This window comes from Pseudomonas sp. I3-I5 (assembly GCF_022699445.1).
Classification (GTDB): domain Bacteria; phylum Pseudomonadota; class Gammaproteobacteria; order Pseudomonadales; family Pseudomonadaceae; genus Aquipseudomonas; species Aquipseudomonas fulva.
Map to the genome: position 1 here is coordinate 3,016,074 of NZ_CP093940.1, position 20,788 is coordinate 3,036,861.

At 65.5% G+C, this 20,788-nt stretch carries 9 protein-coding genes; 6 read left to right on the top strand and 3 right to left on the bottom strand.

What is annotated here, in order from left to right:
- Positions 1 to 216 precede the first annotated feature (216 nt).
- Genes dsbD through dsbG form a run of 3 tightly spaced genes read left to right on the top strand, consistent with a single transcriptional unit; the run spans position 217 to position 3,535 of the window.
- Entirely contained in the window at positions 217 to 1,938 is a 1,722-nt protein-coding gene (gene dsbD, locus MOP87_RS13390; protein WP_125922421.1) for a protein-disulfide reductase DsbD, read from the top strand.
- Complete coding sequence (locus MOP87_RS13395) at positions 1,938 to 2,774, top strand: TlpA disulfide reductase family protein (protein ID WP_027916034.1); 837 nt, start codon at positions 1,938 to 1,940, stop codon at positions 2,772 to 2,774. Before dsbD ends, MOP87_RS13395 begins: the two co-directional genes overlap by 1 nt.
- Positions 2,775 to 2,776: 2 nt before the next feature.
- Positions 2,777 to 3,535 carry a thiol:disulfide interchange protein DsbG gene (dsbG, locus tag MOP87_RS13400; RefSeq protein ID WP_049695658.1) on the top strand — a complete coding sequence of 253 codons (759 nt, stop codon included), beginning with the start codon at positions 2,777 to 2,779 and terminating at the stop codon, positions 3,533 to 3,535.
- Between the two features lie 243 nt (positions 3,536 to 3,778).
- Here dsbG and MOP87_RS13405 read toward each other — a convergent pair whose 3' ends face one another.
- Complete coding sequence (locus MOP87_RS13405) at positions 3,779 to 16,729, bottom strand: non-ribosomal peptide synthetase (RefSeq protein ID WP_242809633.1); 12,951 nt, start codon at positions 16,727 to 16,729, stop codon at positions 3,779 to 3,781.
- Positions 16,730 to 17,080: 351 nt separating this feature from the next.
- Here MOP87_RS13405 and MOP87_RS13410 point away from each other — a divergent pair, with 351 nt between their 5' ends.
- On the top strand, positions 17,081 to 17,602 hold the full coding sequence (locus MOP87_RS13410; protein WP_027916031.1) for an RNA polymerase factor sigma-70: 522 nt from the start codon (positions 17,081 to 17,083) through the stop codon (positions 17,600 to 17,602).
- Between the two features lie 154 nt (positions 17,603 to 17,756).
- Here MOP87_RS13410 and MOP87_RS13415 read toward each other — a convergent pair whose 3' ends face one another.
- A complete protein-coding gene (locus tag MOP87_RS13415; RefSeq protein WP_197874209.1) occupies positions 17,757 to 18,770 on the bottom strand; it encodes a GNAT family N-acetyltransferase in 1,014 nt (337 codons plus the stop codon).
- An 86-nt stretch (positions 18,771 to 18,856) separates the two neighbouring features.
- Positions 18,857 to 19,657, bottom strand: coding sequence for a transporter substrate-binding domain-containing protein (locus tag MOP87_RS13420; RefSeq protein WP_028687957.1), 801 nt, complete (start codon positions 19,655 to 19,657; stop codon positions 18,857 to 18,859).
- Between the two features lie 171 nt (positions 19,658 to 19,828).
- Here MOP87_RS13420 and MOP87_RS13425 point away from each other — a divergent pair, with 171 nt between their 5' ends.
- Together MOP87_RS13425 and MOP87_RS13430 are read left to right on the top strand one after the other, a co-directional pair.
- The gene (locus tag MOP87_RS13425; protein ID WP_023535887.1) at positions 19,829 to 20,374 is read left to right on the top strand and encodes an exonuclease domain-containing protein; all 546 of its coding nucleotides are present in this window, start codon (positions 19,829 to 19,831) and stop codon (positions 20,372 to 20,374) included.
- A 90-nt stretch (positions 20,375 to 20,464) separates the two neighbouring features.
- Positions 20,465 to 20,749: a pyrimidine/purine nucleoside phosphorylase gene (locus MOP87_RS13430; protein WP_027916028.1), complete on the top strand. Its 285-nt coding sequence runs from the start codon at positions 20,465 to 20,467 to the stop codon at positions 20,747 to 20,749.
- Positions 20,750 to 20,788: the final 39 nt, after the last annotated feature.

Sequence of the window (20,788 nt, forward strand, 5' to 3'; positions counted from 1 at the left end):
GGTCGAAACCCTGTCGTGCAGGTCAGGAAAAACTGACTTGATTGTCAACTTTACCGCATTGACGCCATCACAAGCAAAGTCAAGCTGACATTGTGTCGCGGTATTTCGTCGAACCCTGAGGTCAGCCGACTTGCTTCAACCCTATTCCCGCGTTAACAGTGGGTTAATCGATCCTCGCCAGCATGGCCCCATTCAACGATCTGCCAAGGCAAACTCATGCGCGTTTTTCTGCTGTTATTGATGGTGCTGCTGGCTGGCCCAGCGCAGGCCAACCCATTCGCCACCAAGCCTGACTTTCTACCCGTCGAACAGGCTTTCGTGCTAACCCACGACCGTCAGGCCGACGGCTCTACCCGCCTGTATTTTCAGATTCAGCCGGGCTATTACCTGTACCAGAAACGCCTGAAGTTCGACGGGCTGCCCACGGCCCAGCATCCGCCCTTGCCTGCGGGCATCAATCACCACGATGAGTTTTTCGGCGACAGCACCGTCTACCGCGAACAGCTTGAGTTGATGGTGCCCCCCGGCGCCCAGGGGCAGTTGCGTCTTGGCTGGCAAGGCTGCGCCGATGCGGGCCTGTGCTACCCCCCGCAGACGACGCTGGTCGACCTGGGAGGCGAAGCCTCGGTCGCCACCCTGGAAGCTGAGCAGGCCAGCGATCAGGCGTTGGCCAGCGGCCTGCAGCAGGGCAACCTGGCCTGGGGCCTGCTGGCCTTCTTCGGCCTGGGCCTGCTGCTGGCCTTTACGCCCTGTTCGTTGCCGATGCTGCCGATTCTCGCCGGGCTGGTGCTGGGCAATGGTGCCAGTGCACGGCGTGGCTGGATGCTGGCTGGCACCTACGTGCTGAGCATGGCCCTGGTGTATGCCGCCTTGGGTGTGGTGGCTGCGCTACTGGGCGCCAGCTTGCAGGCCTGGCTGCAACAACCCTGGTTACTGGGCAGCCTGGCCGCTTTGTTCGTGTTGTTGGCCCTGCCCATGTTCGGTGCCTTCGAACTGCAATTGCCCGCTGCCCTGCGCGACCGCCTGGACCGCGCCGGCCAGGGCACGCGCGGTGGCAACCTGTATGGTGCTGCGCTGCTGGGCGTGTTGTCCGGGCTGCTGCTGGGGCCCTGCATGACCGCGCCGCTGGCCGGGGCGCTGTTGTACATCGCCCAGAGCGGCGACGTGCTTCAAGGGGCGCTGGTGCTGTTCAGCCTGGGCCTGGGCATGGGAGTACCGCTGCTGCTGATCGTGACCCTGGGCAACCGCTTCCTGCCACGCCCTGGCGCCTGGATGAACCTGGTCAAAGGCATCTTCGGCTTCGTGTTCCTGGCCATGGCGCTGTACACCGTGCGCAGCCTGCTCCCGGCCAGCTTGCTGTTGGCCTTGAGCGGGGCCTGGCTGATCGCACTGGGCTGGACCGCCTGGCCTGCGCTACAGCGCCTTCCGGCGCTGCGCATTGCACCGTTGCTGGCAGCCATGTGGGGCGGCTTGCTGCTGGTCGGCGCCGCTGCCGGCGGCGATGACCTGTGGCAACCGCTGCGCCCATTCACGGGTGGGACGGTGGCCGCCACCGACTCGCCTGCCCACGACGCCTTCGTCACCGTGAGTACGCCCGAGGCACTGCAACGGGAGCTGGACGCGGCCAAAGGCCGCAACCAGTGGGTACTGCTCGATTACTACGCCGACTGGTGCGTGGCCTGCAAGGTTATGGAAAAGCAGGTGTTCAGCCGCAGCGACGTCCAGGCCGAACTGGCCGGCGTGCACCTGCTGCGCCTGGACGTCACCACCGATACGCCCGCCAGCAAGGCGCTGTTGCAGCGTTACCAGGTGCCTGGCCCACCTACCCTGATCTGGCTCGGCCCAGAAGGCCAGGAGCGCCGGGCAAGGCGCATCACCGGAGAAGTGGATGCCGCCACCTTCGTGCAACAGTGGACCCTCACCCGGAGCCAGGGCTGATGCTGACCGTGACCCTGGGGCCACTGACCATGGCCCTGAACCATCTGGTGCTGCTGTGTGCCCTGGGCATTGCCAGCGTGGTCGGCTGGTGGGTGGCACGGCGTGGCGGCGAGAGCCCCGAGTCCGCGCTGTTCAATCTGTTCCTGATCGGCCTGTTGTGCGCGCGGATCGGATTTGTCGCGGCCTACTGGTCGATGTACCGGGGCGATCTGCTCCAGATCATCGACATCCGCGACGGCGGTTTCCTGCTCTGGCCAGGGCTTGTGGGCATCAGCCTGGCTGCTGTGTGGCAAGGCTGGCGTCGCCCTGGCCTGCGCCGGCCATTGAGCTGGGCGCTGTTCAGCGGCGCCTTGTTCTGGGGGTTGGCCAGCTTGGGTAGCCACCTGTACAGCAAGGGGACCGAATTGCCTGCCATCACCCTGCGCGATGCCGCAGGCGAGTCGGTGGCGTTGCAGCGCTACCGGGGTAAGCCGCTGGTGATCAACATCTGGGCGACCTGGTGCCCGCCCTGCCGTCGGGAAATGCCTGTACTGCAACAAGCGCAAGGCGAGTACCCCCATGTGACGTTCCTGTTCGTCAACCAAGGCGAGACACCTGAAAACGTCAGCACTTTCCTGGCCACCACCGGCTTGAGCCTGACCCACGTGCTGTTCGACGGCACTGGCCTGCTGGCCCAGCGCGTCGGCTCCATGGCCCTGCCTACCACCCTGTTCTACGACGAGGGCGGCCGCCTGCTTGGCAGCCATCTGGGCGAGCTGTCGCGCGCCAGCCTGCGTCACGCCCTGGAATCCTACCAACGGGCCGCCACGCCCGAACCTGCCGCACAAGGACATTGACCATGCGATTGCCTGCACTCTTCCCGCTCACCGCTTGCTTGCTTGCCAGCCCCGCCCTGTATGCCGAAGACCTGCCCAAGGCGGTCCAGCAGTTGCAAAGCAAGGGCGCCGTGATCAAGGGCAGCTTCGATGCGCCCGACGGCCTGCGCGGCTATGCCGCCGAGTACCAGAACAACCCCCTGGCCCTGTACCTGACCCCTGACGGCAAGCACGTGCTGGTGGGCAACCTGTTCGACGAGCAGGGCCAGGACCTGAGCGCCGCCCCGCTGGAGAAGCTGGTCTACGGCCCCATGACCCAGGCGTTCTGGCAAAAGATGGAGAAGTCCGCCTGGATCGCCGACGGCAAGGCCGATGCACCGCGCAAGATCTACCTGTTCAGCGACCCCAACTGCCCGTATTGCAACATGTTCTGGGAACAGGCCCGCCCCTGGGTGGAATCGGGCAAGGTGCAGCTGCGCCACATCATGGTGGGTATCATCCGTGAAGACAGCCCAGGTAAGTCGGCAGCACTGCTCGCCGCCAAGGACCCTGCCAAGGCGCTGCAGCAGCACGAGAAAGCCGGCAAGGCCAGCACCCTCAAGGCCCTGGACAAGGTGCCGGCCGAGGTGCAGCAAAAGCTCGCCTTCAACATGGCCCTGATGCAGGAGATGGGCCTGCAGGCCACTCCTGCGATCTTCTACCGGGACAGTGAAGGCAAGGTGCACAGCCAGCAAGGGGCACCGCGGCCTGAGATGTTGGGGACGATTTTGGGTAAGCGGTGAATAACGGGAATACGCGCTGAAGTCCCTGGGAATTAGAGTCTCAAGGTGCAGTGCAAACAGCCTGGGATTTGCCCGTGATGCTTCGCACTGAATCCAAAAGCCACTCATTCCTGGGAGCGGCCTCACCGGGGCGCTGGACCGGCCGCGAGAGGCCGCACCGCAGCATCAGGACTTCAGCCCCGCAGCCCCTGCGACTTCGTTAGCCCTTGAACGGACGAACGATTGCTCATCGCCCGCCGCCCCTCACAACCCCTCCAACTCCGCCATCAAGTCACTCAACCGATCCACCTTGTCTTCATTCAGCGCACTGCCCTGCAGCCCCTCCACGTACACGGCCAGTTCCGCCACCGTGCTGCACTCGAACATCGCCCGCAGTGGCACGTTCAGTTGCAGTTGCTTCTGCACCCGCGAGGCAATCTGGGTGGCCAGTAGCGAGTGGCCGCCCAGTTCGAAGAAGTTGTCGTGCACACCGACCCGGTCGGCCTTGAGCACCTCGGCCCAGATACCGGCCAGCAGGCCCTCGAGGTCGCTGCGCGGTGCCTGATAGGCCTGGCTGTGCTGGCTGCCGATGTCGATGGCGGGCAGGGCCTTGCGGTCGAGCTTGCCGTTGGCATTGTGAGGCAAGGCCTCAAGCCAGGCCCAATGCAGGGGCACCATGTACTCAGGCAGCTCGGCGCGCAGGCGTGCCTTGAGCTGAGCGAGCACGGTGTCGTCGCCCGTGACCCCGTGGTGAGGCACCAGGTAACCCACCAGGTGCTTGCCGTTGACACCTTCCTGCACAGCGACCGCTGCATCGCGGACCTGCGGCTGCTCATGCAGCCGGGCCTCGATTTCTCCCAGTTCGATACGGTAACCGCGAATCTTCACCTGGTTATCGATCCGGCCTACGTACTCGAGCACACCGTCAGGCCGCTGGCGGGCCAGGTCGCCGGTGCGGTACAGACGCTCGCCTGCTGCACCGTAAGGGTGGGGAATGAACGCCAGCGCCGTGCGTGCCGGGTCGCCCACGTAGCCACGGCCCACACCCGTACCCGCCACGCACAACTCGCCCACGGCCCCCAAGGGCACCAGTTGCTGTTCATCGCCCAGCAGGTACAGCCGGTTGTTGTCGGTCGGGGTGCCGATGGGCAGGTAGCTGCCTTGGGTAGAGTCGGCATCGACACGGAAGAACGCCACGTCATCCGAACATTCCGCTGGCCCGTAGGCGTTGACCAGGCCGATCCGTGGGTAACGTTGCAGCCATTGCGCCGCCAACTCCGGTGGCATGGCTTCGCCGGTAGGCAGCATCCAGCGCAGGCCGTCCAGCGCCTGGTGTTCGCTGGCAAGCATGCCCTGGATCAGCGATGGCACGCTCTCAAGAACGGTGATGCCGGTGGCCTGGACATGGGTGAGCAGGCCCTGGGGATCGTGGGCAATGGCGTTGGGCACGATTTCAACCTGGGCGCCGAACAGCGGCGCGGCCAGGAACTGCCACACCGAAATGTCGAAGCTCTGCGACGCCGTCTGCGCAATGACATCGTGCTCGGTCAGCGCCAGGTAGGGCACCTTGCTCAGCTGGTTGTTGAGCATGCCGCGCTGCTCCACCATCACGCCCTTGGGCAAGCCGGTGGAGCCTGAGGTGTAGATCACGTAAGCGAGGTTGTCCGGGCCGCTGTGGACCCCAGGGTTGTGGCTGTCCATGGTGCAGGTCTGGACGGTTTCCCACACTAACAACTGGGGCCGTACGCCAGGGTTCAGGGCTTGCAGCAAGGCCTGCCCCTGCTCGGCACAGGCCGCGCTGCACACCAGCACCGGCGCCCGGCTGAGCTCAAGGATGCTTTGCAGGCGCGCAGGTGGCAGGCCTGGGTCCAGCGGCAGGTAACCAGCACCGGCCTTGAAGCTGCCAACGATCATGCCCAGCAGCGGCAGGCCGCGATCGGCCAGCAGGGCCACCGGCTGATCCAGCCGTACACCAGCCCCGATCAATGCATGGCCCAGGCGGTTGGCCGCCAGGTTCAGCCTGGCATAGTCGTACTCGGCGTCCAGGCACCGGGCCACGGTACGCTGGGGATGGGCGGCCACGCGCGCCTCGAACTGCGCGACATAACTCTGCTCCAGGGGGTAAGCCCGCTGAGTGTCGTTGCATGCCTGGAGCAAGAAACGCTGTTCCTCGGCGCCCACCAGCGGCAAGGCTTGCACCTGTTCGTCGAACCCCTGGACCAGCGCCAGGAGCAGGCGCTTGAATTCGGCCAGCAAGCGCTCGACGGTCGGGTAGTCGAAGTAGCGCTGGTCGAACGAGAGGTGCAGGCCCAGGTCATCACCTGGGTAACAGACCGCGGTGAGCGGGAAATTGGTGTGGGTGCGACCTGAGTCGGAGGTAGCATCCAGGTGCTTGGCGTGGTCGAGCACGGCGGTTTCCACCGGGGCGTTCTCGAACACGAACAGGCTGTCGAACAACGGCTGGCCCTTGGGCAGTTCGCTGCACGCCTGGATGTCCACCAGCGGCAGGTATTCGTACTCGCGCAATTCCATGTTGCGCTCCAGCAAACCCTGCAACCACTGGCGCACAGTGCACCCTTGGCCAACCGCTGGCAGCTGCACACGCAGCACCACGCTGTTGATGAACAGGCCGACGGTGCGTTGCATCTGCGGCATGCTCACCGGCCGACCCGCCACGGTCACGCCGAAGGCCACGTCGCGCTCGCCGCTGTAGCGCGCCAGCACCAGGGCCCAGGCCGCCTGGGCGAAAGTGTTGACGGTCAACTGGTGAGCCTGGGCCAGCTCGCGCAGGCGAGTGCCCTCACTGACCGCCAGGCGCGTGTAGCAATCACCGACGACCATGCCGCTGCCCGCATGCTCATGGCGCAACGGACGATCGCTTGGCAGCGCCGTGGCGCGCTCGAAGCCGGCCAGGTTGGCCTGCCACCAGGCACGCGCGTCGTCCAACCCCTGGCGCTGCAGCCAGCCAATGTAGTCACGGTAGCGCGGCGGCACCGGCAGTTGCGCCTGTCGGTCCTCGCCCAGCGCCTGATAGATTTCGAAGAAGTCGTTCATCAGCAGCGAGCGGCACCAGGCATCGATGAGGATGTGGTGGTTGCTCATCATGAACCAGTAGCGCGCATCGGCCACTCGCACCAAGCGCAGGTGGAACGGCGGCGTGTGCAACACGTCGAAGCCGGCTTCGCGCTCCTGCTTGTGCAGGGCTTGCAGGCGAGCCTCCTGGTCGGCGTCGTCCAGGTCGCGCCAGTCCTGGTAATCCATGGCCAATTGCCCGGGCTTGTGGATGATCTGCAGCATGGCCTCGCCACTGTTCCAGCTGAACGAGGCGCGCAAGGCCTCATGCCGCGCCACCACCTGTTGCCAGGCCTGGGCGAAGCGCTGCGGGTCGAGTGCGCTGCTGATGCGGTAGCGGTCCTGCATGTAGTACAGGCCCGTGCCGGGTTCGAGCAGGGTGTGCAGCAGCATGCCTTCCTGCATTGGGGTCAGGGGGTAGACGTCCTCGATCAGGTTGGCCGGCACGGGCAACGCGTCGATCTGCGCCTGGGTAAGGTGCGCCAGGGGGAAGTCCGAGGGGGTGTAGCTGCCCTGCCCGTCTGCCAGGCAATGGTCGATCAGCGCCACCAGTTCCTGGCGATAGGCATTCGCCAGCGTGGCGATGGTGTGCGGCTCATAGCGTTCGCGGCTGAATGTCCAGCGCAGTTGCAACGCACCGCCGTAGACCTGGCCATCGACACTCAGCCAGTTGGGCAGCGCCGCATCCGGGTCATGGGCCAGGCCCACCGGCGCGTCCACCGGCGTGAACAGCGCGCCGTCGTCGAACTGCTGGTCGAACTGCCCCAGGTAGTTGAAGGTGATGCGCGCTTGGGCCAGGGCCGCCATTTGCTCGCGCGCTGCCGGGTCCGCCAGGTAGCGCAGCACACCGTAGCCAAGGCCCTTGTGCGGCACCTGGCGCAACTGCTCCTTGATGCGCTTGATGGACGCCGCCCGTGCCTGGTCATCATCCCCTGCCAGGGGGGACAGGCTCAACGGATAAGCGTTGGTGAACCAGCCGACGCTGCGGGTCAGGTCCATGTCCTCGAACAACCCGTCCCGGCCATGGCCCTCCAACTGCACCAGCGCCTGCGGCTGGCCAGTCCACTGGCACAGGGTGCGGGCCAGTGCCGTCAGCAGCAGGTCATTGACCTGGGTGTGGTAGGCCGCAGGCGCCTGCTGCAGCAACTGGCGGGTCTGCTGGGCATCCAGGCCGATGGTCACGGTCCGGGCATGACGCTGCACGTTGCCGCCCTGGGGATGATCGCAGGGTAGCTCATGGCGTACCTCACCCACCTGGGCCTGCCACTGGCCCAGCTCGTCACGCAGCGAATCGCTGCTGGCATAGGCTGCCAGCCGCGCCGCCCAGTCACCTGGGGCATGGGTCTTGGCCGGCAGGGCCTGGCCTCGGTACAGCGCCTGCAAGTCTTCGAGCAGGATGCGCCAGGAAACGCCGTCGACCACCAAGTGATGGATGGTCAATGCCAGGCGTTGTTCGCCCTCCCCGTCACTCACCAGCAAGGCACGGAGCAAGGGACCGCGCTGCAGGTCGAGGCTGCGTTGCAGGTCGGTGTACAGCGCCTGGCAATCGTCCAGGTCGGCGACCGTGGCCGACCACAGCAGCTGTTGATCATCAGGCTGGGCGTACTCGGCCTGCCAATGGCCAGCAGCATCGCTGAAACGCAGGCGCAAGCTGTCGTGGTGCTCCACCAGGGCGGCCAGCGCGGTGTGCAGCCGGGTCTGATCCAGCGGCACGCGGCATTGCAACAGCACGGCCTGGTTCCAGTGCTGCGGCTGCGCCAACGCGCTGTCGAAGAACCAGTGCTGGATCGGGGTCAACTGTGCGCTGCCCTGGCGTAGGCCTTGCTCGATGCTGTCGGTGACCTGCACCGGCTGCACGATGGCCGCCAGGGCCTGGATGGTCTGGTGCTGGAACAGGTCACGCGGGGAGAATTGCAGGCCTACCTGCCGCGCGCGGCTCACCACTTGGATCGACAGGATCGAGTCACCGCCCAGTTCGAAGAAATTGTCCTGAACACCGACCTGATCGACGTTGAGCACCTCGCCCCAGACCTGCGCCAATTGCGCTTGCACATCATTGGTCGGCGCTTGGTAATGCTGGCGAGCCTGGTCGAGGTCGGGCAGCGGCAAGGCCCGGCGGTCCAGCTTGCCATTGCCCATCAACGGCAGGGAATCGAGCAGCACCAGGTGCGCCGGCACCATGTAGTCCGGCAGATGCTGATGGGCATGGGCTTTGACGGCTTCGCGCAGCTGTTGCTGGGCATGCGGGTCGCCAGCGGCGTGCTGGCTTACGAGGTAGCCGACCAGTTGCCGCACGCCCTGCATGTCAACGGCGATGACCACCGCTTCATCCACATCGGCATGGGCCTGCAAGCGGCTTTCGATTTCACCCAGCTCGATGCGGAAGCCGCGAATCTTCACCTGCTGATCGGCGCGCCCGATGTACTCCACCAGGCCATCCTGGCCCAGGCGCACTAGGTCGCCGGTGCGGTACAGGCGCCCGCCGGTGTGGCTGAAGGGGTCGGCGACGAAGCGTTCGGCGGTCAGCCCAGGACGGTCGTGGTAGCCCTGGGCCAGGCCGGCGCCGCCCACATACAGCTCACCGATGCCCCCCTGGGGCAACAGGGCCAGGTCATCATCGAGGATGTAGGCCGTGCGTTGGCCGATCACCCGCCCGATGGGCACGCTGCCCAGGTCGGCCGCCAGCGATTGCGGGGCCAGGGCGGCCAGCGGCATGACCACGGTTTCGGTGGGGCCGTAGGCGTTGAACAGCTGATCAGGGGTGAAGGCCTGGCGGATGCGCTGCAGGTGCTCGCCGGTCAACGCCTCGCCCCCGGTGATCACCAGGCGCACCGGCAGGCACTCGCCCTGCACGGCCAGATGCTGAGCCAACTGGCTGCCGTAGCTGGGCGTGAAGCCCAGCACGCTGACGTGTTGCTCTCGCACCAGCTGGCAGATCTCGTCGGCGCCCCACTGCCCTTGGGCGCGGATGACCACACGTGCGCCACACAGCAGCGGCACCCACAGCCGTTCGCTGGCCGCGTCGAAGTTGATGGAATAGAAATGCAGCTCGCAATCGTCACTGCGCATGCCAAACGCCTGGATCACTGCCTGGCAGTGCATGGCGAACTCGCCATGGCTGACCACCACACCTTTGGGTTTGCCGGTGGACCCGGAGGTGTAGATCAGATAAGCCGGGTGCTGCGCCAGGCTGACATCGTCCAGCGGCGCCTCGCTATAGGCGCCCAGCGTAGGCTGGTCGTCTTCCAGGCTCCAGCAGGCCAGGTGCTCCGGCAGCGGCCCGAGGTCTTGCAGCAAGCGGCGTTGGCTGAGCAGTACGGCGACCTGGCTGTCCTCGATCATGTAGCGCAAGCGGTCCAGCGGGTACTCCGGGTCAAGCGGTACATAGGCGCCACCGGCCTTCAGTACTGCCAGCAGGCCGACGACCATTTCCAGCGAGCGTTCGAGCGCCACGCCCACCCGCACCTGCGGGCCGACACCGCGCTCGCGCAAGGCGCGGGCCAGGCGGTTGGCCTGCTGATCGAGCTCGGCGTAGCTCAGGTGCTGGCCGGCGAACGTCAGGGCCCGTGCTTGCGGGTCTTGGGCCGCCTGGGCCGCGAACAGCCCATGCAGTGTATGCCGCGCCGTGCTGACCGGCTCGCCGCGCAGTCGCGCGACCAGCCCCTGCTGTTCGGCGCTGCTGAGCATCGGCAGTTCGCACAGGCGTTGCTGCGGCTGGTCCAGCAGCCCGATCAGCAACTGCTGCCAATGCGCGGCCATGCGGGCAATGCGTGGCGCGTCGAACAGGTCCTGGCTGTAGGTCAGGCAGCAGCCCAGACGGCCATCGAGGTCCGTGACCTCCAGGTAGAGGTCGAACTTGGTGGCGGCTGCGTCGTTGACCAGGTAGTCCACCTGCATGCCGGCCAGCGTACGGCTTTGCTGGAAGGCCCAGCGCTGCACGTTGCACATCACCTGGAACAGCGGGTTGTAGGCGCTGCTGCGCGGCGGGTGCAAGGCCTCGACCAGTTGTTCGAACGGCAAGTCCTGGTGGGACTGCCCCTCGATGGCGGCCTGGCGCACCTGCTCGAGCACCTCGGCAGCGGTCATCTGGCCGTCCAGCTCGCAGCGCAGCACCTGGGTGTTGAGGAAGGCACCGATCAGCCCTTCGCTCTCGGGGCGGATGCGGTTGGCCACCGGCGCGCCGATACGCAGGTCGCGCTGACCACTGTAGCGGTGCAACAGCACCGCCAGGGTGGCGGTCATGGTCATGAACAAGGTCAGGCCACGCTGGCTGTTGAAGGTGTGCACGCGCTGCACCAGCGCAGGGTCCAGCTCGAACCTGTAGAGCTCGCCCTTGTGGCTTTGCACGGCAGGTCGAGGGCGGTCGGTGGGCAGCGCCAGTACCGGGTGCTCTTGTCCCAGCCGCTGTTTCCAGTAAGCCAGCTGGCGAGCGCCCTCTCCGCTGTCCAGCCATTGCCGTTGCCATACGCTGTAGTCCAGGTACTGGACGGGCAAGGGCGTCAGCGGCGACTCACGGTCGTCAACGAAGGCTTCGTACAGCTCGCCCAATTCGCGGGCAAAGATATCCATGGCCCAGCCTTCGGTGACGATGTGGTGCAAGGTGAGCACGAAGACGTGTTCGCGCTCCTGCAGCTTGACCAGGCAGCCACGCAGCAGGGGGCCACTCTCCAGGTCGAACGCCTGGTGTGCCTGCTGGTCGGCCAGCTGTTGCAGGCGCTGCTGGCGGGCAGCGTCGGGCAGTGCACTGAAATCTTGCCAGGCCAGCTGCAGGTTGCTGTCGTCGGCCACGCACTGATAAGGCACGCCCTCGATGCTGGGGAAGGTGGTGCGCAGGGTTTCGTGACGCACGACCAGCGCGTGCAACGCCCGCTCGAAGGCATCTACATGCAGGGTGCCGCGCAGGCGCGCCATGCCGCCGACGTTGTAGGCCGGGCTGTTGGGCTCCATTTGCCAAAGGAACCACATGCGCTGTTGCGAATAGGAAAGCGGTACCGCCTGACGGCGATCCACGCGCGGGATGTCGCCTTGCGCATTGCGTTCACCGCTGGCCTGGATGCGTGCGACTTCAGCGCAGAAGGCGCCCAGCTCGCTGGCGTCGAACAGGGCTTTCAACGGTAGCTCGACGTCGCAGGCCTGTCGCGTGCGCGAGACGATTTGCGTCGCCAGCAAGGAGTGCCCGCCCAGGGCGAAGAAATCGTCCTGCAAGCCGACCTGGGGCAGGCCCAACACCTCGCACCAGATGGCCGCGACCTGCCGTTGCAAGGGGCTGTGTGGCTCGATGTGCTCACGCTGCTGCCACACAGGCGCCGGTAATGCCTTGCGATCGACCTTGCCGCTCGGGCCGAGCGGCATCTGCGCCAGCCACATCAGCTGTGCGGGCACCATGTAGGCCGGAAGTTGCTCGGCAAGCGCCGCGAGCAAGGGGCCCGATTCGGCAGTGCCGCTGTAGTAACCCACCAGTTGTGCGCCGACGGTGTCCTGATGAACCCGCACCACCGCCTGCTCGACGCCGGCCTGGGCCAGCAGGCAGGCCTGCACTTCTTCGGGCTCCACGCGGAAGCCACGTACTTTCACCTGGTGGTCGAGGCGGCCCAGGTACTCAAGCGCCGGGTACTGCACCAACCAGCGCACTCGGTCGCCGCTTCGGTACAGGCGCTGGCCATTGCCGCCAGGCTGGGGCACGAAGCGCTCGGCCGTCAGGCCAGGGCGGCCCAGGTAGCCACGGGCCAAGCCCGTGCCACCCAGGTACAGCTCGCCCGGCACCCCAGGTGCACTCAGGTGCAGCTCATCGTCCAGCACCTGACACAGCACATTGCCCAACGGGCGGCCCATGGGCGAATGCCCACCGTCGCTGGCGGTGCAATGCCAGTGGGTGACGTTGATGGCGGTTTCGGTCGGGCCGTAACGGTTGTGCAGCTGCACCTGTGGCAGCACCTGCAAGACCCGGTCGCGCAAGGCAGCCGACAACGCCTCGCCGCCGGAGAACAGGCGGCGCAGGCTGCTGCAGCCCGCAGCCTGGGGTTCCTGGACGAATACCTGCAACAAAGGTGGCACGAAATGCAGGGTGGTCACGCCATGGGCCTGCACCAGCGCTGCGATGCGCTGCGGATCGCGGTGCTCACCGGCACCGGCAAGTACCAGCTTGCAGCCGGTGATCAGCGGCCAGAAGCATTCCCACACCGAAACATCGAAACTGATCGGTGCCTTCTGCATCAACACGTCGTCCGCGCCAAGTGCGTAGGTCGCCTGCATCCACTGCAGCCGCTCGGTGAGCGCCCCGTGGGTGTTGCCTACGCCCTTGGGCTGGCCGGTGGAGCCGGAGGTATAGATCACGTAGGCCAGGTTGTCGGCGTCCAGGTGGAGCCGGGGCGGTTGGCTCGGCCAGTTGTCCAGGTGCAGTTGGTCCAGCGCGATCACGCCAACACCCTGCACGTGCGGCAGCGTGGCCAATTGGCTGCTGTGGCTGAGCAGCAGGCCGGCATTGCAGTCGGCCAGCATGAAGGCCAGACGCTCGGCCGGGTAATCCACGTCCAGCGGCACATAGGCGCCGCCGGCCTTGAGGATGGCCAGCAGGCCTACCAGCAGCTGGGGCGAGCGCTCAATGGCGATGGCCACGCAGGTATCGGGGCCCACGCCCTTGTCGCGCAGGTAATGGGCCAGGCGATTGGCCTGCTGATGCAGTTCGGCGTAACCGAGGCTGCCGCCCTCCCAGGCCAGTGCCGTGCGCTGCGGGTGCAGGCGAGCCTGCTCATTGAGCTGCTCGACCAGCAGCTGTGGCGGCTGCGCAGCCGGCGCTTGCCCCCAGTCCAGCAAGCGTGCACGGCTCGCCTCATCCAGCAGGGGGACTTCGCCGATGGGCAGCTGCGGCGTTTCGCAGACGTGCTCGAACAGGCTCAACAGGTGCTGAGCAAGCCGCGCCACCGTGTCCTGCTCGAACAGTTCGCTGGCGTAGTCGAACGCCAGGCGCACACGGCCCTGGTGATCTTGCTCGCTGTGCAGTTGCAGGTCGAACTTGGCTTCCCGGCTGTGCCAGGGCAGCTCTTCGGCCAGCAGACCCGGCAGGCGCCGCAGCGCCGACAGATCGCGTTGCTGGTGGTTGAACATGACCTGGAACAGGCCTTGTTCACGGGCCTGGGGCAGCGCCTCGACCAACTGCTCGAACGGCAGGTCCTGGTTGGCCTGTGCGTCGAGGGTGGCCTGGCGCACCTGGCCGAGCAATTCGGCGAACGGCAGTCGGCCGTGTACCTGAGCGCGCAGCACCTGGGTGTTGATGAAGAAACCGACCAGCCCTTGGCTTTGAAGGCGCGAGCGGTTGGCATTGGGCACACCGACCCGGATGTCGGCCTGGCCGGTATAACGGTGCAGCAGCGCCTGCCAACCCGCCAGCAGCACCATGAACAAGCTGCATTGGTGTTGATGTGCCAAGGCGTTGAGGGCCTGGGACAAGTGCGCAGGCACCTTCACGTTCAGGCGTGCGGCGTGGTTGCCACGCTGGCTGGCGCGGGGGTGGTCGGTGCACAGGTCCAGAACCGGCGCCGCATCGCCCAGCTGATCGCGCCAGTAGGCGAGCTGACGCTCGGCTGCACCCTCTGCCAACCAGGTGCGCTGCCAGTTACCGTAGTCGGCGTAGCCCAGCCCGAGCGGTGCCAGCTTGGGTTCCAGGCCCTGGCAATAAGCCGCATAAAGACGCGCCAGCTCGTCCATGAGCAAGGTGAGCGACCAGCCATCGGCAACAATGTGGTGCAGGGTTACCCAAAGCTGGTGATGCTCCTCGTCCAGATGGACCAGCGTCAGGCGCAGCAGCGGCCCTCTCTGCAGGTCGAACGGCAGGCAGGCCTCGGCCTCTCGCTGGCTGTCGACCTGCTCGGGCGCTTGCCCCTGCAAGTCAAGCCGCTGAAGGTTCACCGGCAGGTGAGCCAGGACGCGTTGCAATGGCTGGCCGTCGACTTCGCTGAACACCGTACGCAAGGCTTCGTGGCGCTCTACCAGCGCCTGCAGGGCGGCTTCCAGAGCAGGTTCATCCAGGGCCCCGCGCAGTTGCAGGCCAGCAGGAATGTTGTAGGCAGCCGATTGCGGCTGCAGTTGCCAAAGCAGCCACAGGCGGTTCTGCGCCAGCGACTGGGGCAGTGGCCTGTCGCGGGGCAACAGGTCGATGGCCCCCGCTTGCTGGCCTTGGGCAAGGCTTGCAGCAACCGCCTGGGTGTAGTCGGCCAGCACTGGCGCCTCGAAAAGGGTGCGCAGGCTCAACTCGATGCCCAAGGCGTCGGCCAGCGCTGCCGTGACCTGGGTGGCGGCAATGGAGTTGCCGCCCAGCAGCATGAAATGATCGTCCGCCGCCACCGCCTCGACCTTGAGAATGTCGCACCAAAGACGCGCGATTTGCGCCTGCAACCCTTCACCGGTCACGGTCTCGGTGGCCGGCAAAGCGGGTTGTGGAAAGCGCGCGTAGCAATCGAGGGTGCCATCGTCCATGCGCAGGCGACAGGCCGAGCGCTGGAGTTTGCCGCTGGAAGTCTTGGGCAAGGCACCTGGGTTGAGTAACAGGACCACGGCCGGGGCCTGGCGGCACGCATCGGCGACAACGTGACGAAGCGTTTTGATCAGCGCATCGGGCGCGGTCGTCTTCTGCACGTTGCGGCTGATTTCCACGGCCACGCCAATGGCTTGCTCACCCTCGTGCTCGACGGCAAACACGGCCACCCTGCCCTTGCGCAGCGCAGGGACCTCACGCTCAAGGGTCTTTTCCAGGTCCTGCGGGTAGAGGTTCTGCCCGCGCACGATGAGCATGTCTTTCAGGCGACCGGTGACGAACACCTCGCCGCCGCGCATGAAACCCAGGTCGCCTGTGCGCAGCCAGCGCTGGCCATCCATCTCGACGAACGTCTGAGCGCTGGCCTGGACATTGCGCCAGTACCCGTGGGCGATGCTTGGCCCGGCAGCCCAGATTTCCCCTACCTGATTGTCCGCCAGCACCTGGCGCTGCCGGGGTTCGACGATGCGTACCGCATGGCCGGGCTGTGGCCAGCCGCAACTCATCACCACACTGCCCTCACCGGGCTCGGCACGGTTTTCGGCGAAGGCCTGGGCATCGAGCGCCAAGGCGCCGATGCCCTCACCGCGGCGGCTGCCGCTGACGAACAGCGTGGCCTCTGCCAACCCGTAGCTGGCGAAGAAGCTTTGTGGGTTGAAGCCGCAGGCCTGGAAGGTGTCGGCGAAGGTGGCCAGGCTGTCCTGGCGGATCGGCTCGGAACCCGAGTACGCCACCCGCCAGCGGCTCAGGTCGAGCCCTGCCAAGGAAGCCTTGCTGATCCGCTCGCTACACAGCCGGTACGCAAAGTCGGGGCCGCCGCTGATGGTGCCGCCGTACTCACTGATGGCCTGCAACCAACGCAGCGGCCGTGCCAGGAAATAGCCAGGCGACATCAGTACGCAGGGTACGCCGCTGAAGATCGGCTGCAGCAGCCCGCCGATCAGCCCCATGTCGTGGTAGAGCGGGAGCCAGCTGACGATCACGTCGTCTGGGTTCAGATCGATACCGAAGCCGTGGCGGATCAGCTGTTCGTTCGCCACTAGGTTGCCGTGGGTGACCTGCACGCCCTTTGGCAAGGCCGTGGAACCGGATGTGTATTGCAGGAACGCGATGTCATGGGGCTGCAACGCAGGCTCGCGCCAAGCCGCCGCCTGTGCCGGATCGAGCGGGTCAACGGCCAGCAGCTCCGGGGCCTGCGCGGCTTGCAGCGTCTCCAGGCCCTGGAGACTTTTTTGCAATGCCGCGACGGTCAGCAGCAGGCGCGGCTCGGCGTCGTCGATGATCGAAAGCAGGCGCTCCTGGTGGTGCTGGCGTGCGGACTCCGGTGGGTAGGCCGGCACCGCGATGACGCCGGCGTACAGGCAGCCGAAGAAGGCCGCCACGTAGTCCGGGCCGCTAGGGAACAACAGTACGGCACGGTCCCCGAATGCGGCCCGTGCCTGGAGCGCAGCCGCGATGGCGCGCGCGCGCTGGTCGAGCGCCTGGTAGGTGAGCACGGCCTGTTCGCCGGGCGCATCGGCCAGAAAGCGCAAGGCGATCTTGTCCGGGCTCTGTGCGGCGCGTTGCATCAGGGCCTGGACCAGCGAAGTCGGGAGTTCGAAGGCATGCGTCATGGGTGTTCCTGCCGGTGTCGAGGTGGGCGGGCCGGTGTGGCCACCTGCAGGGGCGGACAGCATCAGCGGCCGGGGATGTACAGAGGGGAACGGATGGCGGGGGGCAGAAATTAACGAAGCGCGGGCCTGTGGGAGAAAAGACGGGCGTGCGCGTTAACCAGGCGCCGCGTGATGCGTGGCGCCATGCGGCGGGTACGCACGCGAGTCGGGCGCGACTTAGAACTGAAAGATACAGATACTAATTTCGTTTCGTATTTGACAATCATTATCATTCTGAATAGCTTGTCGCTCGTCCCAGGACGCGTCCTACAAATCAACGCGCTCTTTACCCTATGCTTCCAGGTGATTTCCATGGCGGAACAACTGTCCACAAGTAAGTGCGATTCACCACTGCTCCAAGCGTTCGTAGAAAACCGCAGCATCTTGCTCAAGATTGCCGCCCGCATCACCGGCTGCCGCTCGCGGGCCGAAGATGTGGTGCAGGACGCCTTCTTCAGGCTCGGCAGCGCCCCGCAGATCACCTCTTCGTTCAAGGCGCAGCTGAGCTACCTGTTCCAGATCGTGCGCAACCTGGCCATCGACCACTACCGCAAGCAGGCGATGGAGTTGAAATACTCCGGCAGCGAGGAAGAAGGGCTGAACGTCGTCCTGCAGAACGCCTCGCCCGAAGCTACCCACATCAACCTTGCGGCCCTCGACGACATCGCCCGCGCACTGAACGACCTGCCGCCACGCACGCGGTATGCGTTCGAAATGTACCGCCTGCATGGTGTGCCGCAGAAAGACATCGCCAAGGAACTGGGCGTCTCCCCTACCCTGGTCAACTTCATGATTCGCGATGCGATGGTGCATTGCCGGAAGATGACGCGCTAGGCACGGCGCGAAGGGGGAAGGATGACCCGTGTAGAGCGGCCTGGCCGGGGCGCCGGACCGGCAAGGCCGCGCCTACCCAGCCGGTGCGCATCCGCAAAATCACTGGTTTGAAGTGCGACACCGGGTAGTTGTCGAACCTCCGTCAATACCCTCCTTAAACCAGCGTGCACCGATCGAAAAACCGCTCCCGCCCCAGAATCATCAGCGCAGCCCGCTTGTGCGGGAAGTCGAACACTTTGTCGCAGTGAAAGCATTGATCCTGCATGTAGCCGATCATCCGCGCATTGTCGGCACGTGGCTCGGCGACAACGCGCTGGGTGCGCGGGTCATCCAGGAACAGGTAGTGCACCAGCGCGCAGAGCCAGCTGGCGACCTTGTGGGGGCCGCGGTGTTGCTGTTCGCCTACCAGCATGTGGATGCCACGGTCATAATCGTCGGCCTGATAGAACGGGGCGATGCGGTCTTCCTTGGCCCAATAGGCTTCGAAGTAGGCAAACGGCTGATCATCGAAGCAACCGATCAGCGTGAGGGTATGAGGGTCCGCTTCTAGCTTGGCCAGATACTCGCGGTGCTGCGCCAGGCTACCCCCTTCCTGCCAGAACGCCTCTACCCGCGGCTCGTTCTGCCAGCGGTTGAAGCGCTCAAGGTCGTGCTCGATTTCCAGGGTGCGCAGCGATACCCAGCTGCCCAGCCGCGCATCGAAGCGCCGGTACACTTCGCCTCGCGGCTTGGGCGCTCGCAACGGGTGTCGCTTGCCCGCGCTGATGCGCATCTGTTGCGGATACACCGCGGCCTGCACTTCACCCAGCCACGGCTGAGGCAACTGCCAGAACAATGCCCGCTGGCACAGGTACTGCCCCGGTTGCTCGCTGCTCACCAGCAAGCCAGAGGCCAGCGCTTGGGCAGGCACTTCATGCAGGTGCCAAGTCAACGTCTGGCAGGTGAGGTCCTGGGACAACAGCCAATAGCACGCCGCCCACAGCGCCTGGTAGGGTCGCTGCGAGCAGACCCATTCCACCTGCACGACTGGAGTGCCTTGGGTGTGCACCCGCAGGGTGATCAAGGGTCGAGCTTCGAGCGACAGGCACAGAAAACCGTCGCGCTGCTCGGCGCTCAGGCTGCGCCAGCGTGGTGTGTAGGGTGTCTGCAAAGCGGCATCTGAGGGCATGGGCGATACTCGGTGACGTGAAAGAAAGGCTCACTCTGCAAGACGATGCCACCTCCCCCGGATTTAGCTGCTGCCCTTGAGGGGGATTACGGGCGCCCGGCAGTGACGGTGATGCCGTAGGGTTCGAAGATGCGCGCCAGCTCGCCCTTCTCGCGCAGCGCCTGCAGCAACCCGGCAAACGCGGTGGCTGACAACGGCCCACCTGCGCGCAGCACGGCATAGTGATGGTAGACCTGATCGATACGCCCCGATGCCGCCAGCCGGCCCTGGCTGGAGGGGTTACGGGCCAGAAAATCGGTGAGGTACGAGCGGGTCACCAGTGCGATGTCGGCGCGACCGGCCTGCACCATCAGCAGGTTGCTGTCGTGGGAATAGGTCAAGGTGGCGTTGAAGGCCTTGCGCAGGTAGGTGGGGTCGGGGTTGAACCCTGCGAAGGCATAGTGGTAGCCGTTGAACATGGCCAGGCGCTTGCCCTGCAGGGCATCGACATAGTGCGGGTCGGCCAGGCTGCTGGTACGCCCTACGAACACTTCGGCGTCTTCAAGGCCCATGTCCACCGCCTCGTGCGGCACTTGCGCCCAACCCCATTGCGGGTTCTCGAACACTGCCATGTCGGTACGGCCTTGCAGCAGATCGCCAAAGCGTCGTTGCACCGAGGTGGGCACCAGCACGAAGCGATAACGGGGTTGCGACAGGTTCAACGCGTCGATCAACTGCGTCAGCAGACCGGTGCCCGCACCTTGCTCGGGACGCACGGTGTACGGCGGGAAGTGAGCAGCCCCGACCCTGACTTCCACCCGCTCGACGGCCCGTGCCGACGGCGCCAACCAACAGGCGGCAGAAATAAACAGTGCGGACAGGACCTTGAGGCCGGGCGCTAGGGTCAAAACGAACACTCATCACATGCCAGAACGGGATCCGCTTACGCTAGGCGCTTTCCGGACCCGGCACAACCACCGGGTCGCGCCCTTTATGCCAAAGCAGGCGGCAAAATGCCAGGGGGTGTCGGGAGGCGGGACTTTGGCTACGCTCTAGCATGACCTGGAAGGGAGCCTGATATGGGCCATTGGTTGGTGATCGACCTGGAAGCGACGACAGACGACGGCGGATGGCCGGTCGCAGACATGGAAGTGATTGAAATCGGCGCGAGCCTGGTAACTGGCCAAGGCCGCGAGGTCGATCATTTCCAGCGCTTCGTGCGGCCACGCAGGCGGCCTCAGTTGACGCCATTCTGCCGTGAGCTGACCCACATCAGCCAGGCGAACGTGGACTCGGCGGCCCCTTTCACCGAGGTGTGGCCCAGTTTCGAACGGTGGCTGGCGCACCATCAGGCGCAGTTGCAGGCCTGGGTGAGCTGGGGCGACTACGACCGTGTGCAATTGCTCCAGGAATGGCGGCAACATGGCCTGGACAGCGCGCTGCGGGCACTGCCGCACATCAATCTCAAGCAGCGTTTTGCCAAGGCCCGCCACCTGCAGCGTCCGACGGGGCTCAACAGTGCCCTGCACATGGCCGGCATGCACTTTTGCGGCCAACAGCACAGGGCCTTGGAAGACGCGCGCAACACCGCGCGCCTGCTGCCGTTGAGCCTGCCGAGCGGTTGATGGGCGGCGCCTGTCAAAGCGGATGACGGCGCCGGTGGCCTTGGGCATACTGGCCAGCCTTTTTGCCCTCTTCTGTTACTGGAGTCGCCCATGTTCAAGGTCAACGAGTACTTCAACGGCACCGTCAAGTCGATCGCTTTCACTGGCGAAGAAGGCCCGGCCACCGTCGGTGTGATGGCCCCTGGTGAATACGAGTTCGGCACGGCCAAGCGTGAAATCATGCACGTGGTCTCGGGCGAGCTGGCCGTGAAGCTGCCAGGCAGCGATGCTTGGGAAACCTTCGCGACTGGCACCCAGTTCAACGTGCCGGCCGACAGCAAGTTCCAGTTGCAAGTCAAGGTCGATACGGCTTACCTGTGCGAGTACCGCGACTAAGCCTGCCCCAGGCCGAGTGCCTCACTCGGCCGCATGCCC